At 61.8% G+C, this 24,266-nt stretch carries 21 protein-coding genes; 7 read left to right on the forward strand and 14 right to left on the reverse strand.

The genetic code is table 11. The features are described from left to right. Window positions 1–14 precede the first annotated feature (14 nt). Window positions 15–980 (forward strand): quinone oxidoreductase family protein, encoded by a 966-nt coding sequence (locus tag CATRI_RS06840; RefSeq protein WP_290216004.1) that lies wholly within the window; start codon window positions 15–17, stop codon window positions 978–980. Here CATRI_RS06840 and CATRI_RS06845 read toward each other — a convergent pair. Further along, entirely contained in the window at window positions 977–2,050 is a 1,074-nt protein-coding gene (locus CATRI_RS06845) for a heme o synthase (RefSeq protein WP_435384150.1), read from the reverse strand. The two genes, CATRI_RS06840 and CATRI_RS06845, sit on opposite strands and share 4 nt — an antisense overlap. A 180-nt stretch (window positions 2,051–2,230) precedes the next feature. Between CATRI_RS06845 and tkt the strand changes: the two genes are divergently transcribed. From tkt to CATRI_RS06875, 6 genes are all read left to right on the forward strand, one after another. Then, entirely contained in the window at window positions 2,231–4,330 is a 2,100-nt protein-coding gene (gene tkt, locus CATRI_RS06850) for a transketolase (protein ID WP_290216008.1), read from the forward strand. A 29-nt stretch (window positions 4,331–4,359) separates the two neighbouring features. Continuing rightward, window positions 4,360–5,439 (forward strand): transaldolase, encoded by a 1,080-nt coding sequence (tal, locus tag CATRI_RS06855; protein ID WP_290216011.1) that lies wholly within the window; start codon window positions 4,360–4,362, stop codon window positions 5,437–5,439. Window positions 5,440–5,459: 20 nt separating this feature from the next. After that, on the forward strand, window positions 5,460–6,998 hold the full coding sequence (gene zwf, locus CATRI_RS06860; protein WP_290216014.1) for a glucose-6-phosphate dehydrogenase: 1,539 nt from the start codon (window positions 5,460–5,462) through the stop codon (window positions 6,996–6,998). Window positions 6,999–7,030: 32 nt separating this feature from the next. After that, window positions 7,031–7,969 (forward strand): glucose-6-phosphate dehydrogenase assembly protein OpcA, encoded by a 939-nt coding sequence (locus CATRI_RS06865; protein WP_290216016.1) that lies wholly within the window; start codon window positions 7,031–7,033, stop codon window positions 7,967–7,969. Window positions 7,970–7,973: 4 nt separating this feature from the next. After that, entirely contained in the window at window positions 7,974–8,678 is a 705-nt protein-coding gene (gene pgl / locus CATRI_RS06870) for a 6-phosphogluconolactonase (protein WP_290216018.1), read from the forward strand. Between the two features lie 337 nt (window positions 8,679–9,015). Then, on the forward strand, window positions 9,016–9,615 hold the full coding sequence (locus CATRI_RS06875; RefSeq protein ID WP_290216020.1) for a DUF1269 domain-containing protein: 600 nt from the start codon (window positions 9,016–9,018) through the stop codon (window positions 9,613–9,615). Between the two features lie 76 nt (window positions 9,616–9,691). Here CATRI_RS06875 and secG read toward each other — a convergent pair whose 3' ends face one another. The 13 genes from secG to CATRI_RS06940 form a co-directional block, all read right to left on the reverse strand. Beyond that, window positions 9,692–9,928, reverse strand: a complete 237-nt coding sequence (gene secG / locus CATRI_RS06880) for a preprotein translocase subunit SecG (protein WP_290216021.1) — start codon at window positions 9,926–9,928, stop codon at window positions 9,692–9,694. A 53-nt stretch (window positions 9,929–9,981) separates the two neighbouring features. Further along, on the reverse strand, window positions 9,982–12,747 hold the full coding sequence (ppc, locus tag CATRI_RS06885; RefSeq protein WP_290216024.1) for a phosphoenolpyruvate carboxylase: 2,766 nt from the start codon (window positions 12,745–12,747) through the stop codon (window positions 9,982–9,984). Window positions 12,748–12,801: 54 nt separating this feature from the next. Then, on the reverse strand, window positions 12,802–13,581 hold the full coding sequence (gene tpiA / locus CATRI_RS06890; protein ID WP_290216026.1) for a triose-phosphate isomerase: 780 nt from the start codon (window positions 13,579–13,581) through the stop codon (window positions 12,802–12,804). 32 nt (window positions 13,582–13,613) lie between these two features. After that, entirely contained in the window at window positions 13,614–14,831 is a 1,218-nt protein-coding gene (gene pgk, locus CATRI_RS06895) for a phosphoglycerate kinase (RefSeq protein ID WP_290216027.1), read from the reverse strand. A 144-nt stretch (window positions 14,832–14,975) separates the two neighbouring features. Beyond that, window positions 14,976–15,980, reverse strand: coding sequence for a type I glyceraldehyde-3-phosphate dehydrogenase (gap, locus tag CATRI_RS06900; RefSeq protein WP_290216030.1), 1,005 nt, complete (start codon window positions 15,978–15,980; stop codon window positions 14,976–14,978). Between the two features lie 348 nt (window positions 15,981–16,328). After that, complete coding sequence (gene whiA / locus CATRI_RS06905) at window positions 16,329–17,315, reverse strand: DNA-binding protein WhiA (protein WP_290216032.1); 987 nt, start codon at window positions 17,313–17,315, stop codon at window positions 16,329–16,331. A gap of 71 nt (window positions 17,316–17,386) precedes the next feature. Next, window positions 17,387–18,355, reverse strand: a complete 969-nt coding sequence (locus CATRI_RS06910) for a gluconeogenesis factor YvcK family protein (RefSeq protein WP_290216034.1) — start codon at window positions 18,353–18,355, stop codon at window positions 17,387–17,389. A 15-nt stretch (window positions 18,356–18,370) separates the two neighbouring features. Further along, the gene (gene rapZ, locus CATRI_RS06915) at window positions 18,371–19,255 is read right to left on the reverse strand and encodes an RNase adapter RapZ (RefSeq protein WP_290216036.1); all 885 of its coding nucleotides are present in this window, start codon (window positions 19,253–19,255) and stop codon (window positions 18,371–18,373) included. 25 nt (window positions 19,256–19,280) lie between these two features. Then, a complete protein-coding gene (gene uvrC, locus CATRI_RS06920; RefSeq protein ID WP_290216038.1) occupies window positions 19,281–21,284 on the reverse strand; it encodes an excinuclease ABC subunit UvrC in 2,004 nt (667 codons plus the stop codon). Window positions 21,285–21,296: 12 nt separating this feature from the next. Then, window positions 21,297–21,830 (reverse strand): PH domain-containing protein, encoded by a 534-nt coding sequence (locus CATRI_RS06925; protein ID WP_290216040.1) that lies wholly within the window; start codon window positions 21,828–21,830, stop codon window positions 21,297–21,299. A gap of 53 nt (window positions 21,831–21,883) precedes the next feature. Further along, window positions 21,884–22,357, reverse strand: a complete 474-nt coding sequence (gene ribH / locus CATRI_RS06930; RefSeq protein WP_290216043.1) for a 6,7-dimethyl-8-ribityllumazine synthase — start codon at window positions 22,355–22,357, stop codon at window positions 21,884–21,886. Beyond that, window positions 22,354–23,634 carry a bifunctional 3,4-dihydroxy-2-butanone-4-phosphate synthase/GTP cyclohydrolase II gene (locus CATRI_RS06935; RefSeq protein WP_435384151.1) on the reverse strand — a complete coding sequence of 427 codons (1,281 nt, stop codon included), beginning with the start codon at window positions 23,632–23,634 and terminating at the stop codon, window positions 22,354–22,356. Before CATRI_RS06935 ends, ribH begins: the two co-directional genes overlap by 4 nt. Before the next feature lie 11 nt (window positions 23,635–23,645). Next, window positions 23,646–24,266, reverse strand: a complete 621-nt coding sequence (locus CATRI_RS06940) for a riboflavin synthase (protein ID WP_290216047.1) — start codon at window positions 24,264–24,266, stop codon at window positions 23,646–23,648.

Here is a 24,266-nt window from a genome sequence, read left to right on the forward strand (position 1 = left end):
CTAGCCTGGATGCCATGAAGGCAATCCAAATTTCCCAGACCGGTGGACCTGAGGTCCTCCACGTACGCGACATCGACGCACCCGTCCCCTCCGAGGACGAGGTGCTTGTCGACGTCCAGGTGGCGGGCGTCAACTACATCGACACGTACTACCGGGAAGGCGTCTACCACGCGGCCCTCCCCTTCGTGCCCGGACTCGAGGGCACCGGCCGAGTGGTGTATGACCCCCAAGGCGAGATCGCCGAGGGCACCGTCGTCGCCTGGTGTGATGCATTTGGGTCCTACGCTGAGCAGGTCTGTGTCCCCCGCGATCGCCTCGTCGCGGTTCCGGAGGGCGTAAGCCCGGACGTCGCGGCGTCGATGCTGTTGCAGGGCATCACCGCCCACTACCTCACCTACGGCGTCTACGACCTTCAGGAGGGAGATTCCTGCCTCATCACCGCCGGCGCTGGCGGTGTTGGTCTACTCGCGACCCAGATGGCGGCCGCCAAGGGGGCTCGCGTATTTTCAGTCGTCTCCTCCAATCAAAAGGAGAAGCTAGCACTCGAAGCGGGCGCAACCGAGGTCTTTCGCTATTCAGACAACCTCGCAGAGGTTGTCCGCCGCCGCAATGATGGAGTTGGAGTGGACGTGGTCTACGACGGCGTCGGCAAGGACACGTTCAACGAGTCCCTCGAAGCCGTCCGCCCCCGCGGCACGGTCTGCCTCTTCGGCGCCGCGTCCGGGCCGGTGGAGCCCTTCGACCCGCAGCTGCTGAATACTCACGGCTCGATCTTCCTCACTCGACCGTCAATCGGTGCGTGGACCTCAGGCGAGGGAGAATTCCGAATGCGCGCGCAGGCGGTCACCCAGGCCGTGGTTGATGGCACGCTCAAGTTCCGAGTATCCAGCTCTTATCCACTGGCCGAGGCTGCGCAGGCCCATCGGGATCTGCATGCCCGCAAGACCACCGGGTCGATCGTGCTGCAGGTGCAGGACTAGAAAAAGGTGGTGGTCCAGCCGAGCATCTCGCCGATGGTCTGCCACCCTAGGACCGCGTCGACGGACAGGGCGACGAACACGAGCGCCAGGTAGTTGTTCGAAAGGATGAACAGCTTGAGGGGCTTGACGTTCGCGCCCTTGACCACGCCGTTGTGCAGGACATGCGCCATCACGAGAAAGTAAGCCCCGCCTGCGAGGGCGCCGATGAGATAGATCCACGAGGCAGCGGGGACTAGCAGCAGCGTGGTGATAACCGTGGCCCAGGTGTACCACACGATCTGCCGAGTCACCTCCACGGGCTTGCGCACCACCGGAAGCATGGGGACTCCGGCTTTTTGGTAGTCGTCCTTGTACTTCATTGCCAGTGCCCAGGTGTGCGGCGGCGTCCAGAAGAAGATGATCATGAAGAGCACGATCGCCTGCCACCACTGGTGGGGGACGCCCTCCGGCAGGTTATCGGTGATTACGGCCCAGCCCACCAAAACGGGCATGCAGCCCGCGGCACCGCCCCAAATGACGTTTTGCCAGGTGCGACGCTTAAGCCACTTGGTGTAGACGAACACGTAGAACCAGTTGGTCAGCACAATAAAAAGCGCGGCCAGCCAGGAGTTACACAGCACACCGAGCCACAAAACCGAAATGATCAACAACGCCCAGGCGAAAATAGAGGCCTCGCGGTTGGAGACTTTCTTGCGCACCAGGGGGCGAGCTCGCGTGCGACCCATCTTCTGATCGATGTCTGAATCCTCGACCATATTGAAGGTATTCGCCGCGGCCGCGCCCATCCAACCACCAACGACGGTAAGCAAGATCAGCAGGATATTATTCTCGCCACGTTCGGCCTGCAGCATCGCCGGAATCGTGGCAACGAGGAGTAGTTCAATGACCCTCGGCTTCGTCAGCGCAATGTAGGCCTTGATTGTCTCCAAGTGAGATTCCTCCAACAACATGGTTTTCGACGACACGGACGCGTCCCCAGACTTGTCGTGTCTAGGACTCGAAAAGTTCCCACCGCACGCAACGAAGGGCAGTCTCAGCGAGAAGTTCAGGGGCGCGCGCGTTCTTGTCATACTAACGGCTGATCGATCACGCGTGAGAATCAGGGCGGAAATAGCCACTCGGTGCTGGCATTGAGAGCATCTGATCACATGAGAGTCTCAATGAGCACTAAAGTAGACGGAGACGAAAACCTCCGATGCCTTTGTTGGTGGTTTCTCCTGACCCAATCTCTACTGAAGTGAGGATTTCCCGTGACCTTGACACCCGAACTGCAGGCTCTGACCGAGCGCCACTACCCCGTCGATTGGACGGAAACCGACACCCGAGCGGTCGACACCGTCCGCGTCTTGGCGGCTGATGCAGTCCAGAACGTGGGTTCCGGTCACCCGGGCACCGCGATGTCCCTCGCTCCGCTGGCGTACACGCTATACCAGCGCATCATTAACCACGACCCCAATGACACCGACTGGGTGGGCCGCGACCGTTTCGTCCTCTCCTGCGGTCACTCTTCCCTCACTCAGTACATTCAGCTCTATTTGGGAGGCTTTGGCCTCGAGCTCGATGACATCAAGGCGCTGCGCTCCTGGAATTCACTGACCCCGGGTCACCCCGAGGTCCATCACACCCGTGGTGTGGAGATCACCACCGGTCCGCTGGGGCAGGGCCTGGCCTCTGCTGTCGGCATGGCCATGGCATCTCGCCGTGAGCGCGGTCTCTTCGACCCGGAGACTCCAGCCGGCGAGTCCCCCTTCGACCACTATGTCTACGTCATCGCCTCCGACGGTGACCTCCAGGAAGGTGTTACCTCCGAGGCCTGCTCCCTCGCTGGCACGCAGGAACTGGGCAACCTCATCGTCTTCTGGGACGACAACCGCATCTCCATCGAAGATGACACCCAGATCGCCTTCACCGAAGACGTCGTCGCCCGCTACCAGGCTTATGGATGGCAGACCATTGAGATCGAAGGCGGCGAAAACGTCGCTGCCATCGAATCGGCTGTCGTCGCAGCCAAGGCCGACACCTCTCGCCCGACCTTCATCCGTCTGCGCACCATCATTGGCTACCCGGCACCGAACCTGCAGAACACCGGTGCCTCCCACGGCGCCGCTCTGGGCGAAGCTGAGGTTGCAGCCACCAAGGAGCTCCTGGGCTTCGATCCGTCGAAGAATTTCGATGTCTCGGAGGAGGTAATTTCCCACACCCGCGAGCTAACCAAGCGCGGCGCTGAGAAGCACGCCGCCTGGCAGAAGAAGTTCGATGCCTGGGCTACCGCCCACCCGGAGAACAAGGCCCTGTTCGATCGCCTCACTGACCGCGAGCTGCCGGCCGGCTTCCACGAGTCCCTCCCCACCTGGGATGCTGATGCCAAGGGCGTTGCTACCCGCAAGGCCTCCGAAGCCACTCTCCAGGCATTGGGTGCCGTCATGCCGGAGCTGTGGGGTGGATCTGCGGATCTCGCGGGCTCGAACAACACCGTGATCAAGGGTTCGCCGTCCTTCGGCCCGAAGGAGATCTCCACCGACACCTGGTCTGCTGAGCCTTATGGCCGCAACCTTCATTTCGGTATCCGCGAACATGCGATGGGATCCATTCTTAATGGCATTTCCCTCCACGGCCCGACCCGGCCCTACGGCGGCACCTTCCTCATCTTCTCTGACTACATGCGCCCGGCCGTTCGACTCGGCGCCTTGATGAAGTGCGATGCCTACTACGTGTGGACTCACGACTCCATCGGTCTGGGCGAAGATGGGCCCACCCACCAGCCAGTGGAAACCCTGGCTGCGCTTCGCGCGATCCCGGGCCTGTCGGTTATCCGTCCGGCGGATGCTAACGAGACCGCTCAGGCGTGGGCCGCAGCGCTGGAGTACCGCGAATCCCCCAAGGGCCTTGCCTTGACCCGTCAGAACGTCCCCGTGCTGGAAGGCACGAAGGAGAAGGCGGCCGAGGGTGTCCGCCGAGGCGCCTACGTCCTCGTTGAGGGCTCCAAGCAAACCCCCGATGTCATCTTGTTGGGTACCGGCTCCGAGGTGCAGCTCGCCGTGGAGGCCGCAGCCTCCCTTGAAGCTGAGGGAATCGCCGCCCGCGTGGTGTCTGTTCCCTGCATGGAGTGGTTCGCAGAGCAAGATGCTGAGTACATCGAATCCGTACTCCCGGCAGCCGTCCCCGCCCGCGTTTCCGTCGAGGCCGGTATCGCTCAGCCGTGGCACCGCTGGACCGGCACGCATGGCCGCAACGTGTCCCTCGAACACTTCGGTGCCTCCGCCGCCTACGAGAAGCTCTATGAGGAATTCGGCATTACGTCCGCGGCCGTTGCCGCCGCCGCCAAGGAATCCCTCGCCGCTTCCCAGTAACCACCATCAACTCAGTAAAGGATCTACAGATGAGTTTTATCGACGAGCTAGCCTCGCTGGGCACATCCACCTGGTTGGATGATCTTTCCCGCGATCGCATCACCTCCGGCAACCTGCAAGAGGTCATCGAGACCAAGTCGGTCGTTGGTGTCACCACCAACCCGGCAATCTTTGCCGCCGCCATGAGCAAGGGCAACGCCTACGACGCGCAGATCGCTGAGCTCAAGGCCGCTGGTGCCGCCGTGGACGAAGCCGTCTACGCAATGTCAGTCGATGACGTTCGCGATGCCTGTGACGTGTTCCTCCCGATCTTCGAGAGCTCCGGGGGTCGTGACGGTCGTGTCTCCATCGAGGTCGACCCGCGAATCTCCGACGACCGCGACGCCACCATCGCCCAGGCCAAGGAGTTGTGGAAGAAGGTGGACCGCCCCAACGTGATGATCAAGATCCCGGCCACGGACGGTTCGCTTCCGGCGATCTCCGACGCTTTGGCCGCGGGTATTTCCGTCAACGTCACCTTGATTTTCTCGGTGGCCCGCTACCGCCAAGTCATCATCGCTTACCGCGAGGGCATCCAGCGTGCCGCTGAAAATGGCCATGACGTTTCCGACATCTTCTCCGTCGCTTCCTTCTTCGTCTCCCGCCTCGACTCCGAGGTGGATCGTCGCCTCGAGGAAATCGGCACTGACGAGGCCCTGGCGCTGCGCGGCAAAGCAGGCGTGGCCAACGCACAGCGTGCGTACGCCGTGTTCCAAGAACTCGGACGCGAAGGTCTCCCCGTCGGCGCTAACGTCCAGCGCCCGCTGTGGGCATCGACCGGAGTGAAGAACCTGGACTACTCGGCCACCTTGTATGTTACTGAGCTGGCCGGCCCCGACACGGTCAACACCATGCCTGAAGCGACTATCGACGCCGTCCTCGAGCTTGGTGGCCTCCACGGTGACACCCTCGACGGTGCCGCGGATGCGGCACAGGCGTTGTTCGAGCAGCTGACTGCAGTCGGCATCGACATGGAGGATGTGTTCGCAGTGCTGGAGCAGGAGGGCGTCGATAAGTTTGTGTCCGCGTGGCAGGAACTGCTCGACTCCATGGAAACCCAACTGCAGTAACGAAGAAAGGACGACGCTTCATGGCCTCGACCGATACTGAGCAGTGGGACAACCCGCTGCGCGATGTCCACGACAAGCGGCTACCGCGGATCGCCGGCCCTTCCGGCATGGTGATCTTCGGCGTGACCGGCGACTTGGCACGCAAGAAGCTGCTGCCGGCGGTGTACGACCTCGCTAATCGTGGACTCCTGCCAGCCGGCTTCACGCTGGTGGGATTCGGTCGACGCGATTGGAGCAAGGCCGATTTCGAGGCCTACGTCCGGGAGGCCGTGGAGGCCGGCGCGCGCACCAAGTTCCGCGAGCACGTGTGGGAACGCCTCGCCGAGGGCGCGCACTTCGTAGAAGGCAACTTCGACGACGCCGGGTTTGACCGGCTGGCCGCCACGTTGAAGGAGATGGACCGGACGCGCGGCACAGCCGGGAACTGGGCGTTCTACCTTTCTGTTCCGCCGGACTACTTCTCTAAGGTCTGCCATCAGCTCGAGCGTTCGGGGCTGGCGGAAGCGACTGAGGAATCGTGGCGGCGCGTGATCATCGAGAAGCCGTTTGGCCACGATGAGGCCAGCGCCCGGGAGCTGAACCAGGTGGTCAACGCGGTTTTTCCAGAGGAGTCCGTCTTCCGCATCGACCACTATTTGGGCAAGGAGACCGTCCAGAACATCCTGGCGTTGCGCTTTGCCAACCAGCTGTTTGATCCGCTGTGGAACTCCCACTACGTCGACCACGTCCAGATCACCATGGCCGAGGACATCGGGTTGGGCGGCCGAGCCGGATATTACGACGGCATTGGCGCGGCACGCGACGTCATCCAGAACCACCTCATCCAGTTGTTGGCTCTGGTGGCGATGGAAGAACCCGTTACCTTCGACCCCACCGAGCTTCAGGCCGAGAAAGTCAAGGTCCTGCGCGCTACCTCACCGGTGTACCCGCTGAGCAAAACCACGGCCCGCGGGCAGTATGCCTCCGGCTGGCAGGGTTCCGAGCAGGTTCTTGGCCTGCGGGAGGAGGACGGTTTCGACGTCAATTCCACGACCGAGACCTATGCGGCCTGCACCCTACAGATCAACTCCCGTCGCTGGGCGGGCGTGCCCTTTTACCTGCGCACCGGCAAGCGCCTGGGGCGTCGTGTCACCGAGATCGCCGTGGTGTTTAAAGAAGCACCCCACCAGCCGTTCTCTGAACGCCAAACCGCCTCGCTGGGGCGCAACGCCGTGGTCATTCGGGTGCAGCCGGACGAGGGCGTGCTCATGCGGTTCGGGTCCAAGGTCCCAGGCTCGGCCATGGAGGTCCGCGACGTCAACATGGACTTTTCCTACGCAGAAGCCTTCACCGAGGAGTCGCCCGAAGCCTACGAGCGTCTCATCCTCGACGCCCTGCTCGACGAGTCCAGCCTCTTCCCAACTAACGAAGAGGTCGAGCTCTCCTGGGCGATCCTGGACCCGATCCTTGAATACTGGGCCTCGCAGGGCCAGCCCGAGCAGTATCGGGCGGGCACGTGGGGTCCCGCTAGCGCCGACCGCATGCTTGAGCGCACTGGCCGCACGTGGCGTCGCCCCTAATCTCGTCGCTGATTACAGTTGGAAAGGCCCCCATGATCATCACTTTGCCGGATACCTCCACCCGGAAGATCGCCGCCAGCCTCCTGGATGCGCGCGAGAATAATTCCCAAACGACCGGCCGCGTGCTTACGCTCATCGTCGTTGCGGAAATGGACGACAACGTTGACCACATCATTTCCGTGACCCGCGATGCTTCCCACGAGCATCCCGCCCGTGTCATCGTCTTGCTCACCGGTTCTGCGGAGGGCGAGCCGCACCTCAACGCCGAGGTGCGCGTCGGCGGGCATGCGGGCGCGTCAGAGATGGTCATCATGCAGATCACCGGGGAGCTGACTCAGCATTTGGAGTCCGTGGTCACTCCCCTCCTACTCCCAGACACCCCGGTGGTCACCTGGTGGCCGACGGCCGCCCCGGAGGACCCCTCGGAGCATCCGCTCGGCTTGCTGGCTCAGCGCCGCATCACCAACTCGGCGCACTGCCCAACCATCGGTATCCTCGAGCGGCTGCGCGCCACCTATGCGCCCGGCGATTCGGACATGGTGTGGTCGGCAATTACCAGCTGGCGGGGCATCGTTGCCTCCTCCCTGGACCGCTTTCCCCACGAGGACGTCGAATCGGTCACTTTGTCCGGCCCGCCGGACACCCCAGCGGTCGACATTGCCGCTGGTTGGCTTGCCGACCGTCTCGGGGTCCCCATCATTCGGGAGATCACGGGGCCGCTTATCGACGCCCGCCTGTTCCCCATCCAAACACTTCGTTTCGAACGGGCCTCCGGCCCGCTCACGGTCGACGTGCTCGACCACCGCACCGTCCGCGTCGCCATGCCCGACCGGCCAGAGTCCCTGGTGTCGATGGTGGTCCGCTCGGATGCAGACTGCCTTGCCGAGGAGCTTCGCCACCTCGACCCCGACCTCACCTACGCCAACGCCCTCCGTGGTCTCAATCGCGTGGAATACGTAGAAAAGGACTAGTCCCATGGTCACCGTTCACCGGGTTCCCGACCTCGAATCCCTTATTTCTGATGCCGCCCTGCGCTTCGTGTCAGTGGTTAATGAGGCCATTTCGGAGCGTGGGGTTGCCCACGTCGTCATCACCGGAGGCGGGGCCGGCATCGGCTTGCTTCGGCACCTGCGCGCGTTGCCAAACCAGATTGACTGGACGCGGGTCCACGTCTTCTTCGGCGACGAGCGCAACGTGGACTTAAGCCACGAAGAATCCAATGAACGCCAAGCCCGCGAGGCCCTCCTGGACCACGTGGACATCCCGGCAGAGAACATCCACGGCTACGGCCTTGACGGCTCGGACATGAAACCGGCCGTAGCTGCCTACACCGAGGCCATAGCAACCTATGCGCCAGGCGGCTTCGACTTGCACCTGCTGGGCATGGGGCACGAAGGCCACATCAACTCACTGTTCCCCCATTCCGCTGCGGTTGCCGAGGAAAACCTATTGGTGGTGGCAGTGGAAGACTCCCCCAAGCCTCCCGCGGAGCGCGTTACCCTCACCCTGCCCGCCGTCGCCAGCGCCGAGCGGGTGTGGCTTTTGGTCTCCGGTGGCGAGAAGGCCGAAGCAGCGTCCCACGTCATCGCCGGCTCCCCCGCGGTGGAATGGCCAGCTGCGGGAGCGCGGGGCCGGTCCGAGACAGTACTGTTCCTGACCGACGATGCGGCCGAGGAGTAATCGCGACCCTAGTTCGACTGACATCTCCATTGGAACTACCTTTAGTTACCCCCGAAAGTAGTGCACTTTCGGGGGATTTTTGGAAATTTCTCCATCTTGACGCCTTAGATCCTTTGGCACATGATGCTCGCGATGACTGCTACTCACGTAGCCAAACTCCATTCCTAACAAACCATTTCTTAGCTGACGAGTGAATGGCTAGGGTTCGGTTTGCCAGGGAACCAGGGATGACACCCTATTTACTCCGACTTAGGCTGGGTTTTACCCCCTTCCCGAAAACGTTTCCGGAAGGATTCCACCATTCCGCGGCACCTCACTGCGGTCGAGAGGAGAACCTATGACCGACTACGCAGTAGCAATCACCTTGCCTGACAACGCTTCGACTTACGAGCTCTACTCAAAATTGAAGCCCTACTACGAACAACTTGGAGTCTCCGCGGCCGCCATCGTGGAACGCGATGACCAGGGAGCCATCCGGCTCACCGAGGGCGACGACACGCTCACCGGCGAAGGCACCCTCACCGGAACTCTCCTCGGCATGTTGGTGGGAGTCCTCGGCGGCCCGCTCGGCATGCTCCTCGGGGCGTCCGTAGGCGCCTCGGGCGGACTGATCTTCGATGCCGCCCGAGCCAACACCGCTGATGATGCCATCACCGAGTTCGCTGGACTCGTCCCCACTGGTCGAAACGCCATCATTGCCGAGACAGCCGAGAACGACACGACTGCACTCGACGCCGTAGTGAAGGAGGCAGGTGGCACGATTATTCGCCGCCCGGTCGCAGAGATCGTCGCGGAAATCGAGGCACAACAGCAAGCCGTCGCCGATGCCGCCGACGCCGCCCGACACGCCATGAGGGAGCAGCGCAAGCAGGAGCGTCACGAGAAAGTCGAAGAGCGGGTCGACGCTCTCAAGGCGAAGTTCAGCCGCCTCAAGTAGGCCAACCGGCTGAACTGTCAAAAATGAATGCTCCCCAGACGGTGTCTGGGGAGCATCCGCTTGTTCTTGGTCGGACCTAGCCGGCGAAGGCCTGCAACAGGTTCAGCGCGACGATACACGCGATCCACACGACCGCCATGAGGATGGTATAGCGATCAAGGTTCTTCTCCACGATCGTCGAGCCGGAGAGGTTTGACTGGACACCTCCACCGAAGAGGCTCGACAGACCGCCACCCTTACCCTTGTGCAGCAAGACAAACACAGTCATGAGCACGGCAGAGAGTACGAGGATGATCTGAAGCGCGAGGAGCATTAGGATCCTTAAACAATTGGTGGGGTGAAACTCCGGTCAGTCTACACCAGGGACTAGCCGGAATTCCGCAGCGCCGTGGCTAGTCCATTCATGGTCAATTGGATACCCCGCGAAACGGAGTCACGCTCATCTCCGGCGCGGTGACGACGAAGCAACTCAAGCTGAATGATGTTGAGCGGCAACAGGTACGGGAAGCGGCGACGCACCGACCGTGCCAACGAAGGGTTGTCCGCCAGGAGATCATCGCTGCCGGTGACCTCGCTGAACATGCGGCGGGTGAGGTCAAACTCTTCCGCAATGACGGCGTGGACGCGCGAGGCGATCTCGCGATCGTCGACAAGCCGAGCGTACAGCTCGGCGAGTTCCATGCCCGCTTTGCTCATAACCTGCGCCATGTTGGACATCACGGAAGAGAAGAACGGCCAGGTCTCATACAGGTGACGAAGCTCGGCCCGGCGCTCCTCAGCACCGTCGCCCTCCCCGATCCACTCGGCCAGCGCAGTACCCACGCCAAACCAGCCAGGAAGCAGGACGCGCGACTGGGACCAAGCCAGCACCCAGGGGATGGCCCGCAAGTCATCGACAGCTTTAGTTTGCTTTCGGGCCGTCGGGCGGGAGCCAATGTTCAGCGCCCCAATTTCCGCCAGCGGCGTGGATTGGACGAAGTAAGGAATGAAGCCCGGGTCATTGTGGATCAACGAGGCGTACTTCTCGCGGCTGAGGCGAGACACCTCAGTCATGATCTCAATTGCCCGGTCGCGGTCCTCCAATTCATCGACGGGGAGAAGGCTGGCCTCCAGGGTCGCAGACACGAGTGCCTCGAGATTACGACGAGCGGCCCGGGGGCTGCCATATTTCGCGGAAATGATTTCGCCCTGTTCAGTCACGCGGACCGAGCCGTCAACCGCGCCCTTGGGCTGAGCCAAGATGGCATCGTAGGATGGGCCGCCACCGCGACCAACGGTGCCGCCGCGGCCGTGGAACAACCGCAGACGGATACCGTACTCGCGGGAGATCTCAACCAGCTCAAGCTCAGCGGCGTACAGGGCCCAGTTTGCGGCGAAATAGCCACCGTCCTTGTTCGAGTCGGAGTATCCCAACATGATCTCCTGGACCCCACCGCGCTGGGCGAGGTAGGAACGGTAGAGGGGAAGGTCCCACAACCTGCGCAGGATGTCGGCGCCAGCCTCAAGGTCATCGATGGTTTCAAACAACGGAATGATGTCGATGCTGCCGGTCGGCTCATCACCGCCAGCCTGAATGAGACCAGCCTCCTTGAGCAGCACCATCGGCTCCAAAATGTCGCTGACCGAGGTCGCCATCGAGATAATTTGGTGTGGGACCATCTTCTCGCCGAAGCGATCGACGGAATCGGCTGCCTGGGCGATCAGGTCCAGTTCGCGCTGCGTTGGCTCGGTGAATCCCCGATAGCCCCTGGGCACCAGTGGGCGCGGGGTGCGCAGTTCCGCCGTGAGGAGCTCCACCTTCGCGTCCTCGGACAGTGCCGAATAGTCCTCAGTCACGTGTGCGGTGGAGAACACTTCCGTGAGCACGTCTTCGAAGCTCTCGGAGTTCTGCCGCAGGTCAATCGAGTATAAGTGGAAACCAAAGCTAGCGATCGCTGCTCGAATGGAAGCGAGGCGATCATCGGCGATGATGTCGTCCTGCGAGCTGCGCAGGGATTCATCAATGACGCCAAGGTCAGCGTCGAATTCTTCTGCTGAAGCATAGGGCAGGTAGTTGCGGTGCCACACGCCTTCGACTGCGTCCTCCCCCACCAATGAAGCCGTCGTTGCCAGGACGCGACCGCGGACGCCGTGGACAGCGCGGCGGTAGGGCTCATCCACGCGGCTGGGAACTTCGTTGTTGCCTTCTTTGGCCAAGGCGACGAGTTCGACGGTCACTGCTGTCATACGGTCGGAGAGACTGAGTTCGTGCTCCAGGGCATGCAATTGGGCGGCGTAGTACTTCAACACCGTCTGTGCCGCACGGCGGGAGGCATAGTCAAGCGTCTCGGCAGTGACGTAGGGGTTACCGTCGTGGTCACCACCGATCCAAGATCCCGGCCGCAAGATTGGCCGGGCAGGGGTGACGTCACCGAAGTCGGACGTGAGTCGCTGATTGACTGCACGGTTAAGTGCCGGAATCTCCTTGAGAAGGGAAAGCTTGTAGTAGCGCAACCCCACCTCAATCTCGTCCTCAATCCGCGGACGAGCCACGCGGATGAGGGCGGTTTGCCACAGGATTGTCATGCGACGGCGAATGTTGCTGTCGATGGAAGCGAGTCGGGCCTCAGTGCGGGCGTTCGGCTCGGCCTCGAGGACGTCATTGCGCTGGATGAGCAGCTCGGTGATGTGTTTTTGGGCATCGAACACCGTGCGCCGACGCGTTTCCGTCGGGTGTGCTGTGAGAACCGGCGCCACGAGGGCCCCGTCGAGAGTGCGGGCAATGTCCGCGGACTTGAGCTGTGCTTCAGCCAGCTTGTCCCAGGTGGCGTCCAGGGTGGAATCGGGCGCGGGGCCACCGGCATCGAGCTGGAGTTCACGGTTAACATCGTCGTGGATGTCCTCCGCTAGGTTCGCCATGAGGGCGAAGTGGGAAAACGCGCGAATAACTCGCGTGGCCTGCGTCGGTTCAATATTGCGGAAAAGCTCCACTAAGACCTCGAGGTCGGCGTTTCCCTTCGCCACCTCGAAGGCCTGTTGGCGGGCTAGCTCAACCAGGTTGAAAACCTCGTCGCCTTCCTGCTCCGCAATCACCTGGCCGAGAATTCGGCCCAGGTATCGAATATCTTCCTGTAGGTGATTGCGTGCAGTCACGCGGTCATCTCCCTGGTTGTCCGGGTTAGTGCTTGAGGTCGTGCTGGGTCGTGCCTAGACGGCCGAGGCAGCGTTAGCTGCCAGCTTTGCGAAGTCCTCGCCGTCCAGCGAAGCGCCGCCGACGAGGCCGCCGTCTACGTCCGGCTGGCCGACGATCTCGCCCACCGAGTCAGACTTCACAGAACCGCCGTAGAGGATTCGGATGCCGTCAGCAACCTCGTCCCCCGCCAGCTCGCGGACGAGTCCACGAATGGCGGCGCATACTTCCTGGGCGTCGGCTGCGGAAGCAACCTTGCCGGTACCGATAGCCCACACCGGCTCGTAAGCGATGACAGTGTTGGTCAGGTCCTCGGCCGACAACCCTGCGAGGGAGGCGCGAGTTTGCTCCACGACGTAGTCAACGTGCGTGCCTGCCTCGCGGATCTCCAGCGGCTCACCCACGCAGACAATGGGGCTCATTCCGTGCTTGAGGGCCGCAGCAGCCTTCGCTGCAACCAGCTCATCAGATTCGTTGTGGTATTCCCGACGCTCCGAGTGGCCCACGACGACCCAGGTGCAGCCCAGCTTGGCCAGCATCTGGGCGCTCACCTCGCCGGTGTACGCACCGGACTCGTGCTGGGAAACGTCCTGTGCGCCGTAGGTGATCTTCATTTTTTCGGCGTCGACCAGGGTCTGCACGGAGCGAATATCAGTGAAGGGGACGGTGAGTGCGACGTCAACCTTCTCGTAGTATTCCTTCGGCAGGGCGAAGTCGAGCTTCTGCACGGTTCCGATGGCCTGCTGGTGGTCCAGGTTCATCTTCCAGTTGCCGGCAATGAGGGGGGTACGTGCCATGGTGGTGGCACTCCTTTCAATAGGGGTGAGTGCTAGCGGTTGAGGATGGAAACGCCGGGCAGGTCCTTGCCCTCGAGGAACTCGAGGGAAGCACCGCCACCGGTGGAGATGTGGGAGAAACCATCCTCATCGAGGCCAAGAACGCGGACGGAAGCTGCAGAGTCGCCGCCGCCGACGACAGAGAAGGAACCATTGTTGGCGGTGGCATCGATGATTGCTTGTGCGACACCGGCGGTGCCCTTGGAGAAGGGCTCCATCTCGAACACGCCCATGGGGCCGTTCCAGAAGACGGTCTTGGAGGTGGCCAGCACGTCGGCGAACTTCTTCACGGATTCCGGGCCGATGTCGAGGGACATCCACCCCTCGGGGATTCCGTCGAGTCCCACGATCTTGCGCTCAGCATCGGCGGAGAACTCCGAGGCGGCAACGAGGTCAACCGGCAGGACGATCTTGTCACCGAAGCGCTCGAGGAGACTCTTGCAGGTGTCGATCATCTCTTCTTGCAGCAGCGACTTCTGGACGTTGTAGCCTTCGCCTGCGAGGAAGGTGTAGCACATGCCGCCGCCGATGATGATGTGATCGGCCTTGCTTGCCAGGGCCTCGATGACGCCGAGCTTGTCAGAGACCTTGGAACCACCAAGGACGACGACGTAGGGGTGCTCCGGGGCGGTGGCAGTCTTCTCCAGGACGGAGATTTCCTTTTCCACCAGCTTGCCGGCGAAGGCCGGCAGACGCTTGGCCACATCGTAGACGGAGGCCTGAGCGCGGTGGACGACGCCGAAGCCGTCGGACACGAAGGCGCCGTTGTCAGCCGCAAGGTCGACGAGCAAGTCGGCGAACTCGCCGCGCTCTGCCTCATCCTTGGAGGTCTCGCGGGCGTCGAAACGCACGTTCTCCAGCAGGAGAACATCGCCATCGGTTAGACCGTTCGCGCGCTCATGCGCATCTTCGCCGACCACATCGGCAGCGAGAACGACGTATTGCCCGAGGGCCTCGGAGAGGGCTTCAGCAACCGGGGCCAAGGAGTACTTGGGATTAACCTCGCCCTTTGGGCGGCCCAGGTGCGCCATGACGATGACCTTGGCACCGCCGTCGACGAGTGCCTTGAGGGTGGGCAAGGATGCGGTGATGCGGCCCGGGTCGGTGATTTCACCGGCGTCATTGAGCGGCACGTTGAAGTCGGAACGGACGAGAATGTGACGGCCTTCGACGCCTTCGTCGAGGAGGTCCTGCAAGGTCTTGACAGTCATGAAAAGCTCCTGGGTTCAATAGGGGTGAAGTTATAGGTACTAGACATATAGATGCGGCCCGGGAAGTGTGCCGAGGCACACCCCGGGCCGCAGGGGTCGCACTCCCCTAGCATCACATGATTCAGGAGGTGCGGCTAATTTTTCTTAGAGCTTGTCAGCGACGTACTCAGTCAGACGCAGCAGCTGGCAGGTGTAGCCCCACTCGTTGTCGTACCAGGACACAACCTTGACCTGGTCGCCGATGACCTTGGTCAGGCCAGCGTCGAAGATCGAGCCGTGATCATCACCGACGATGTCGGTGGAGACGATCGGATCCTCGGTGTAGGCCAGGGTGTCGCCGAACTCGCCTACAGCGGCTTCCTTGATGATTGCGTTGACCTCTTCAACGGTGGTCTCGCGGGAAGCAGTGAAGGTGAGGTCCGTGGCAGAACCGGTGATGACCGGGACGCGGAGTGCGTAGCCGTCGAGCTTGCCCTTGAGCTGCGGGAGAACCAGGGAGACAGCCTTGGCTGCACCGGTGGAGGTCGGGACAATGTTGACGGCGGCAGCGCGGGCGCGACGCAGGTCCGAGTGCGGGGCGTCGTGGAGGCGCTGGTCACCGGTGTATGCGTGGACGGTGGTCATGAGACCGCGGACGATGCCGAGCTTCTCGTCCAGGACCTTGGCCATCGGAGCCAGGCAGTTGGTGGTGCAGGATGCGCCGGAGATGACGGTGTGGTTCTCCGGATCGTAGTCCGTGTGGTTGACGCCGTAGACGAAGGTTGCGTCCTCGTTCTTCGCCGGAGCGGAGATGATGACCTTCTTGGCACCAGCCTCGAGGTGAGCCTTGGCAGCCTCAGCGTCGGTGAAGAAGCCGGTGGACTCGATGACGATGTCGACGTCGTGAGCAGCCCAGTCAAGGTTCTTCGGATCGCGCTCTGCAGAAACAGCGATGCGCTTGCCACCGACGGTGATGGACTCGTCGTCGTACTCGACGTCGCCCTTGATCTTGCCCATGATGGAGTCGTACTTCAGCAGGTTTGCCAGAGTCTTGTTGTCGGTCAGGTCATTGACCGCAACGATCTCGATGTCATCGCTGCGCTCAAGCACTGCACGGTAGAAGTTACGGCCGATGCGGCCGAAGCCGTTAATGCCAACGCGAGTGGTCACAATTTTCTCCTCGGTGTCGAATACCTGTGTCCGGATACGGCCATGGCTCCCATCGTGGGACATTCGTTCACGGCCGATCTTCCACTCAGTTTAGCTACGAATTCCCGCGCGCGCAGTGAGGTTTTTTCCCACAATTGGTTTCCGGTTGCTTTTGGCTATTTTTGCCTCGGGCGCAAAAGACACACCTTTGCGCCAAAAACCACCACAATTTAGGTGCCATCCTCGGTGATCAGCGAACTTCCCGGATAGTGCTGGGGCGGAAATAGTGAGAGCATCGCAGGTTCCCTACCCCCGAATGGTGTAAACCAACTCGATTGTGGTGTGCGCCACGCCCGACCGGAAACCGGGTCAGGCGTCATCCAACAGGTCGTCCGTGACTGCTTCACTAGTATCCGGGATGCCCAATTCCTCTGCTCGCTTATCCGCCATCGACAGCAACCGACGGATCCGCCCAGCCACTGCATCTTTGGTCATCTGCGGATCCGCGTATCGCCCCAGTTCCTCCAGCGACGCTTGGCTGTGTTTAACGCGTAGCTGTCCGGCCTCGGCAAGATGCTCGGGGACGTCATCGCCCAAGATGTGCATGGCCCGGTTTACCCTGGCAGCTGCGGTGACGGCAGCGCGAGCAGAACGACGCAGGTTGGCGTCGTCGAAGTTGGCCAAGCGATTTCCTTGCGTGCGACTTTCCCGGCGTTGGCGCTTCTCCTCCCACTGCAAGCGAATTTGCTGGGCACCCATTCGGGTCAGCAGCGCCCCAATGGCATCGCCGTCGCGGATAACCACGCGATCGGAGCCACGCGTCTCCTTGGTCTTGGCGGTAATGCCCAACCGTCGGGCACAGCCCACCAGAGCCAGCGCCGCCTCTTGGCATGGGCATTCCACTTCCAAGGCCGAGGATCGTCCTGGCTCAGTCAAAAATCCATGCGCCAGGAATGCACCCCGCCAGGCCGCCTCGCTATCGGCGACTGTGCCGCTGATGACCTGCGGAGGAAGCCCAACAACGGGATGTCCGGAGCGCGTGACCAAGCCCAGGCGGCGGGTAAGGTCTTCTGCCCCCTGAGTGATGCGTAGAAGATGACGGGTGGACTTGGAAGCCCCACCCGGCCCAATCGTGTGAGCGTGCACCTCGATGCCATAGAGATCCGCCAGCGACTGGCTGACTCGGTTAGCCACCGCCGCGGAGTCGAGTTCCACCTCGATGACCAACCGGCCCCCGGCTACCACCTGCATCTCGCCCGCAAACCTCAGCAGCGCGGCCGTCTCCGAAGCTCGTTCGGACTGACGGGGAACCGATACGGTTGCTAGTTCTTCTTTAACTTTCGCTGTCAACGCCATGGCGAGGTGACTGCCTTTCTTCCGGCATTCCAATCAATTCCAAACAAGCAAGTAAGCAATGGGAGTGAAGTCTAGTGCTCAGGTCGCGCTGACTGATACATCGCCATCATCGCCGCACTCATCTTGGACGGATCATGGCGGTTTGTCATCCGCCCCGATTCATCTGCTTCCCGCAGGTCCGCGTAGACAACGACGGCTCCTAAGGCACGGGCGGCCCGCTCGACATAGCCTCGCTCGGAGGTAGTAGAAATGCTGTCTTCGTCCACCAGGATCTGATCAATCCGCAATGTCGGCGCATGCTGGCTCAGCATGTGCAAGTGCCGCTCGGATGAGAATCCTTGGGTCTCCCCCGGCTCGGCGGAGAGGTTGAGCAGCACGACTTTCAACGCCGACGTGTCGTTGAGGGCTTGAACAATTCCGGGCAGGAGCAAATGTGGGATGACAGAAGAAAACCACGACCCCGGGCCTAAAGTCACCAGGTCAGCATCGGTGATAGCGGCAACAGCCGCAGAGCTGGCGGTGGACTTTTCAGGGATAAGCCGCACCCTCCGGACAGTGCCCGGAGTGGTGGCCACCGCTACCTGGCCGCGGACGGTCCGCATGATGCGGGGGTCGTCGTCAAGCCCGGCAACATCTGCTTCAATTTCCAGCGGCTGATCACACATGGGGAAAACCCGACCATGAGAATGGGTGAGGTCTGCAACGGCATCGAGTGCGGCTTGCTCGCTGCCTAAAACGCTCGTTAGACCGGCGATGAGGAGGTTGCCAACGGCATGCCCGGCTAGGGCGCCGCTCCCGCCGAAGCGGTGCTGCAGAGTCGTTGCCCACATCTGACCATGTTCATCATCGCGAGCCAGCGCCGACAAGGCCATACGCAGATCCCCAGGAGGGATAATTCCCAGCTCACGCCGGATGCGACCGGAGGAACCGCCATCGTCGGCAACAGTCACAATCGCGCTAATATCATCGGCCGCGCACAGGCGGGCTGCCACCAGGGTTTGGTACAGGCCGTGGCCGCCACCGAGAGAGGTGATCTTCATTGGGAATCTCCTCCGCTAGTTGCGTTCGATGTCGCGATGGATGACATTTACGTCGATCTCCTCGCGTCTGCCCAGCCGCCGGCCGATCTCCTCAGAGACCGCAACTGATCGATGGTGCCCCCCAGTGCAGCCCACGGCAATGGTGATGAAGTGCTTGCCCTCGTGCCGGTAGCCTTCCAACATCGAATCAAACATCTTGACGAAGTTGTCGATGAACTCCTCAGCGCCTGGTTGGCTCAGCACATAATCCGACACCGGCGCGTCTACGCCGCGGAAGGCCCGCAGCTCCGGCACCCAATAGGGATTGGGCAGGAAGCGCACGTCCACCATGAGGTCGGCGTCGCGCGGAGCGCCATGTTTGAATCCGAAAGACTCCACCGTGACGTGCTGTCGGTTCTGCGCCATTGTGCCAAAGGACGCTTCAATCGCCCGCCGCAGGTCATGGACAGAGAGATTCGAGGTATCGATCACGATGTCGGCGTTCTCTTTAATGTCGGACGTGATCGCCCTCTCGCGCTCGATCCCTACCTGCAGCGTGTCCCCCTCCTGGAGCGGGTGGGTGCGGCGCACGCTATCGAAGCGGCGGATGAGGATGTCGTTGCGGGCATCCATAAACAGCACCGTCGGGCGCAGGCCGCGCTCATCCAGCTGGCGCAGAATGTCGAGCAATCCCCCACTGAACATCCGGGATCGCACATCTGTCACCACGGCGACTTTGTCCACCGGGGAATCTTCCTGTGCACATAGTTCGAGAAAATCAACGAGCAGCTGCGGCGGAAGATTATGTGCCACATAGAAGCCCTTATCTTCGAGGACTCGCGCCGCGGAACTAAGGCCACCACCAGACATGCCGGTGATGAGGACAGGCGGTGCCGACAGGGAAGAGACAGGATCAGTCATGCGCCCCATCCTATCGTGCTCATTGTCAGGGGTGCAGGCCCTGATACACACTCTCCGCCAGCTTCGGCCCAAATCCCTTGACCTGCGCGATCTCTTCTGCGCTGGCCTCTTTCAGCTTCTTCACCGATCCGAAGTGGCGGACTAGTTCCGTGCGGCGCGTCGCCCCTAGCCCGGGAATGCCGTCCAGCTCGGACACTCTCATCCGCTTCGAACGCTGCTGGCGGTGATAGGTGATGGCGAAGCGGTGGGCTTCATCGCGGATCTGCTGCAGGAGGAACAATCCCTGCGAGTTGCGGGGCAGGATGACCGGTTCATCATCACCTGGGAGCCACAGTTCTTCGAGCCGCTTCGCCAATCCAACGAGCATGACGTCGCTGATTCCTAGTTCATCGAAGATACGTTGAGCGGCGTTGACCTGCGGCAGACCGCCGTCCACAATGAACAGATTTGGCGGATAGGCGAACCTGCGTTGGTCGGTGCTCATCTCTTCTACGACCGCGTCGTCGGGAAATTCCGTCTCGTCCGGAACGGCCAGCTTGTCCTGGTTGTGGCGGAGGAATCGTCGTCGTGTGATCTCCGCAATCGACGCAACGTCGTCAGAGTGCCCGTCCCCCGCCGCCTCTTTGACGCGATAGCGGCGGTAATCGGCTTTGCGGGGCAGTCCGTCCTCGAAGACGACGAGGGAAGCTACAACATCCGTTCCCTGAATATGAGAAATGTCAGTACATTCGATCCGCAGGGGTGCTTCTTCCAATCCCAGAGCTTCTTGAATGTCTTGGAGGGCCGCCGAGCGGGCGGTGAGATCACCGACGCGCTTGAGCTTGTGCTGACGCAAAGCTTCCGTTGCATTCTTCTCCACCGTCTCCATCAACGCCCGCTTGTCACCGCGCTGGGGAACTCGAAGATCCACACTCGCGCCCCGCAGCTCCTCCAGCAACTGAGTAACGTCCCCGGACTCATCCGGCAGCTCCTGGACCAGGATTTCCCGGGGCACCACTGCCCCGGCTTTCGCCGGCGCATGAGAGAGCTTATCGACGCCCCGTCGCCGCACCGTCCGCTCATCTTCTACTGCTTCCACGCGGGCTCGGTCCACTGCGTCGCCGTAGAACTGGACGAGGAAATCGCGCATGAGCTGCGGGAGGGTGGAATCTTCCGCGGTTTCGACGACCCAGCCGCGCTGGCCCCGAATGCGCCCGCTGCGGACGTGGAAGATCTGGACCGAGGCTTCCAACTCGTCGACGTGAAATGCCACGAGGTCGGCATCCGTCCCATCGCCAAAGACAACCGCTTGCTGCTCCATTACCTTGTTGATGGCGCCGAGGTCATCCCTCAGTCGGGCCGCCCGCTCGAAGTCGAGTTCGCCTGCGGCTTGTTCCATTTCTTTGGTGAGCTGCCTGATCACGGGCGCGGTCTGACCGGCCATGAAGGCGATGAAGCCATCAACAATGTCGCGGTGCTCTTCGACGCTCACCCGGCCCACGCATGGGGCGGCACACTTATCTATATATCCCAGCAGGCATGGCCTGCCCAGCTTTTCGTGGCGGTTAAACACCCCTTTTGAGCAGGTCCGCATAGGAAATACGCGAGTGAGCAGATCGAGGGTTTCCCGCACTGCCCACGCGTGAGCATAGGGACCAAAGTAGCGCACTCCCCGGCGGCGGGGACCCCGGTAGAAAAACGCCCGCGGGACGATCTCACCCGTGGAGATAGCCAGCATGGGATAGGTCTTGTCGTCGCGATACTTGACGTTAAAGCGCGGGTCGAACTTCTTGATCCAGGTGTATTCGAGCTGGAGTGCTTCCACTTCGCTGGCAACCACGGTCCATTCCACCGAAGAGGCGGCGAAAACCATCTGACGCGTGCGCGGGTGGAGGGCGGTGACGTCTTGGAAGTAGTTGGATAGCCGCGAGCGAAGGTTCTTCGCTTTGCCAACGTAGACGACACGCCCGGCATCATCTCGGAACTTGTACACCCCGGGTTCGGTCGGGATAGTGCCAGCGGCCGGGCGATAGGTTGTTGGATCTGCCACGAAAGCCTTCCGCTAGTCCTGCGGCATGTACTTGGCTTCGAGCTCGCGGAAGTCGGTGACGGCCTTGACCACGCTGGGACCATCACCGGCCTGCATGGCCCAAATGGGAACGTACTCGAACTCGGGCAGCTCAAGGCGGGCCATGCGGGAGCCCTCGGGGAACGTCAGCCCGTAAATGACCACCCAGGGGTAGAAACGCGTGCCGACGATGTTTCGAACTTCCACCCCGTCCTCATTGGCGCGCAAGCGCGGGCGAGTAAAGGCGAGGAAACCCAGGATCGAGATAACTACGCCCACCACGGGGAAGGCGAACTTATCGATGAAGGAAACGGTAGCACCGGTGAAGCTGACATCTAGGACGATGCCCATGAAGATGTGGACCGACATAACTACGGCGACCACGACCCAGGCCAACAGCTTCAGGCGCCGGGAGTGAACCTCCAACTCCCATGGCTTCGTGGTGGTGACCGCGTGGGGGTCCAGGGCGTTGTAGAAGGCCCGATCCTCGTCGGTCAGCGGCTTGCGGGTGGTTTTCTCGGCGTCCACGTTTAGGGAGTCTTCCTGGTTCCGGGCGAAAGTACTTGAGTCTGCATTGCAGTCTAGCGGCGCAGGTCGGCGAGGGTTAATGCCGCGTCGAGGGCTGCGGTCATTGCTTCCGCCCCTTTGTTCTCTACGGAGCCAGGGAATCCCGCGCGATCGATGGCCTGCGGCTGATCATTGGTGGTGAGCACGCCGTTGCCAATGGGGGTGGATTCGTCCAAGGCGATGCGCGTCAGACCTGCGGTAACGGAGTCGCAGACGTAGTCAAAATGAGGGGTGCCGCCGCGAATGACGCAGCCGAGGGCGACCACCGCATCGTGAGTGCGGGCCAGGGCTTGTGCTACGACGGGCAATTCCAGTGCCCCCATGACGTGGACGTCGGTGATTTCGGTAACCCCGGCCTCGCGGGCCGTTGCCAAAGCGTTGGCGCGCATCTGTTCACAGATCTCGGTGTTCCACCGGGCGGTGACCACGCCTACCTTCAAGCCGGAAGCATCGAGGGAATCGGCGACCGGCAAGCCTTCCTTACTCATGAATTCTCCTTGTTGGGGTGCGTCTTGTCCCATTCGTCGACGTAGGGCAGGTCGTGGCCCATTCGATCCCGCTTGGTGCGCAGGTAGCGGATGTTGTCCTCGTTCGGCTCGACCGGAACGGAGGTGCGGCCAATGATGTCAACTCCGAAGCCAGCCATCGCCGAGCACTTCGTGGGGTTATTCGTCAGCAGAGAGACTGAGTCAATGCCGAGGTCCCGCAGGATTTGACCTGCGGCGGAGTACTCGCGGGCGTCGGCAGGCAGACCCTGCTCGAGGTTTGCGTCGACGGTGTCCAAGCCCAAATCCTGGAGCTGGTAGGCCCGCAGCTTCGACATCAGCCCGATGCCACGGCCTTCGTGCCCACGCAAGTAGATGATGACGCCACGGCCGTTGTCCTGCACCATCCGCATGGATTCGTGCAACTGCGGTCCGCAGTCACAGCGGCGGGAACCAAAGACATCACCGGTGAGGCACTCAGAGTGAACACGCACGGGTACCTCGCCCGGCGCTTGTACGTCTCCGGTGACGAGGGCAACGAACTCGGTGCTGTCGATCAGGTGTCGGTACCCGACGATGGTGAATTCGCCGTATTCGGTGGGCAGATGCGTTTCGACGATCCGCTCCACCTGGGACTCATTCCGGCGCCGATAGTCAATGAGTTGCTCGATGGAAATCATCGTCAAACCATGTTCGTCGGAGAACGCACGCAGCTCGGGACCGCGGGCCATGTCGGTCGGGTCACTCTCGGATACAACCTCGCAGAGCACACCAGCGGGGCGTAGTCCAGCCAGACGAGCTAGGTCCACGGCAGCCTCGGTGTGTCCATCGCGGGCTAGTACTCCCCCGTTGACAGCCCGCAGCGGAACCACGTGCCCGGGGCGGGTGAAGTCATGCCGATCGGTCGTCGGATTGGCGAGGCGGAGGAGGGTCTCGCAGCGAGAGCGCGCGGAAATGCCGGTCGTGCCGGTAGCGGCGTCGACCGTCACCGTGTATGCCGTCTGGCGGGCATCCTCGTTGAGTGCCACCATGGGCGGAAGTTCGAGGCGATCGCAATCCTCGGAGGTCAGTGGGGCGCAGATGTAGCCCGAGCTGTAACGCACCATGAAGGCCACGAGCTCCGGGGTCGCCAGCTCGGCGGCGAAAATGAGGTCACCCTCGTTTTCTCGGCCTTCATCGTCAACCACGACGACTGCTTTGCCCGCTGCGATATCGGCGATGGCCTGCTCCACAGTGTCGAGTCGAATGCTGGCACTGTGCTCCACTGATTGATCACTCACGCTGCTCAACCTTAGCCTTGGGTACCCAAGGTTTGACCATCGGCCCGGCCCGCGAGCATCCGCTCCACGTACTTGGCCAGCACATCCACTTCGAGGTTGACCACGTCACCCACGGCGAGGTCGCCATGAGTCGTCTCCGCGAGAGTGGTGGGGATGAGAGAGACTTCGAACCAATCCTCCCCCACCGCCGAAACAGTCAAGGATGTGCCATTGACAGCGATTGAGCCCTTCTCCACCACGTAGTGGGCCAACCCTGCTGGGAGGCTAAACCTCAAAACGTCCCAGTTCTCCGATGAGGTCCGCTCGACCAATGAAGCCGTGCCATCGACGTGTCCCTGCATGATGTGCCCTCCCAGGCGGGCATTGGCCGCAAGCGCGCGCTCCAGGTTGACCGGCGAGCCCACGCCCAGCGCGCCGAGGCTGGTCCGATCGAGGGACTCCTGCATGACATCCGCGGTGAAGCGGCCATCGCCGAGTTCTGCCACGGTGAGGCAGACCCCGTTAACAGCGATGGAGTCACCGAGGGCGGCGTCAGACAAGACGGTGTCTGCAGCGATGGTCACTCTCACGGCATCGCCCTGTGGCTCCAGCTTGGCGACGGTGCCCTTTTCTTCTACCAGACCAGTGAACAC

It is taken from the genome of Corynebacterium atrinae, assembly GCF_030408455.1.
Classification (GTDB): Bacteria; Actinomycetota; Actinomycetes; order Mycobacteriales; family Mycobacteriaceae; genus Corynebacterium; species Corynebacterium atrinae.

What these genes read in the sequence shown, in the direction of transcription:
- CATRI_RS06840 (WP_290216004.1), top strand. Translation starts at nt 15, where the DNA reads ATGAAGGCAATCCAAATTTCCCAGACCGGTGGACCTGAGGTCCTCCAC.
- CATRI_RS06845 (WP_435384150.1), bottom strand. Translation starts at nt 2,050, where the DNA reads ATGACAAGAACGCGCGCGCCCCTGAACTTCTCGCTGAGACTGCCCTTC.
- tal (WP_290216011.1), top strand. Translation starts at nt 4,360, where the DNA reads ATGAGTTTTATCGACGAGCTAGCCTCGCTGGGCACATCCACCTGGTTG.
- zwf (WP_290216014.1), top strand. Translation starts at nt 5,460, where the DNA reads ATGGCCTCGACCGATACTGAGCAGTGGGACAACCCGCTGCGCGATGTC.
- CATRI_RS06865 (WP_290216016.1), top strand. Translation starts at nt 7,031, where the DNA reads ATGATCATCACTTTGCCGGATACCTCCACCCGGAAGATCGCCGCCAGC.
- pgl (WP_290216018.1), top strand. Translation starts at nt 7,974, where the DNA reads ATGGTCACCGTTCACCGGGTTCCCGACCTCGAATCCCTTATTTCTGAT.
- CATRI_RS06875 (WP_290216020.1), top strand. Translation starts at nt 9,016, where the DNA reads ATGACCGACTACGCAGTAGCAATCACCTTGCCTGACAACGCTTCGACT.
- secG (WP_290216021.1), bottom strand. Translation starts at nt 9,928, where the DNA reads ATGCTCCTCGCGCTTCAGATCATCCTCGTACTCTCTGCCGTGCTCATG.
- tpiA (WP_290216026.1), bottom strand. Translation starts at nt 13,581, where the DNA reads ATGGCACGTACCCCCCTCATTGCCGGCAACTGGAAGATGAACCTGGAC.
- pgk (WP_290216027.1), bottom strand. Translation starts at nt 14,831, where the DNA reads ATGACTGTCAAGACCTTGCAGGACCTCCTCGACGAAGGCGTCGAAGGC.
- whiA (WP_290216032.1), bottom strand. Translation starts at nt 17,315, where the DNA reads ATGGCGTTGACAGCGAAAGTTAAAGAAGAACTAGCAACCGTATCGGTT.
- CATRI_RS06910 (WP_290216034.1), bottom strand. Translation starts at nt 18,355, where the DNA reads ATGAAGATCACCTCTCTCGGTGGCGGCCACGGCCTGTACCAAACCCTG.
- rapZ (WP_290216036.1), bottom strand. Translation starts at nt 19,255, where the DNA reads ATGACTGATCCTGTCTCTTCCCTGTCGGCACCGCCTGTCCTCATCACC.
- ribH (WP_290216043.1), bottom strand. Translation starts at nt 22,357, where the DNA reads ATGAGTAAGGAAGGCTTGCCGGTCGCCGATTCCCTCGATGCTTCCGGC.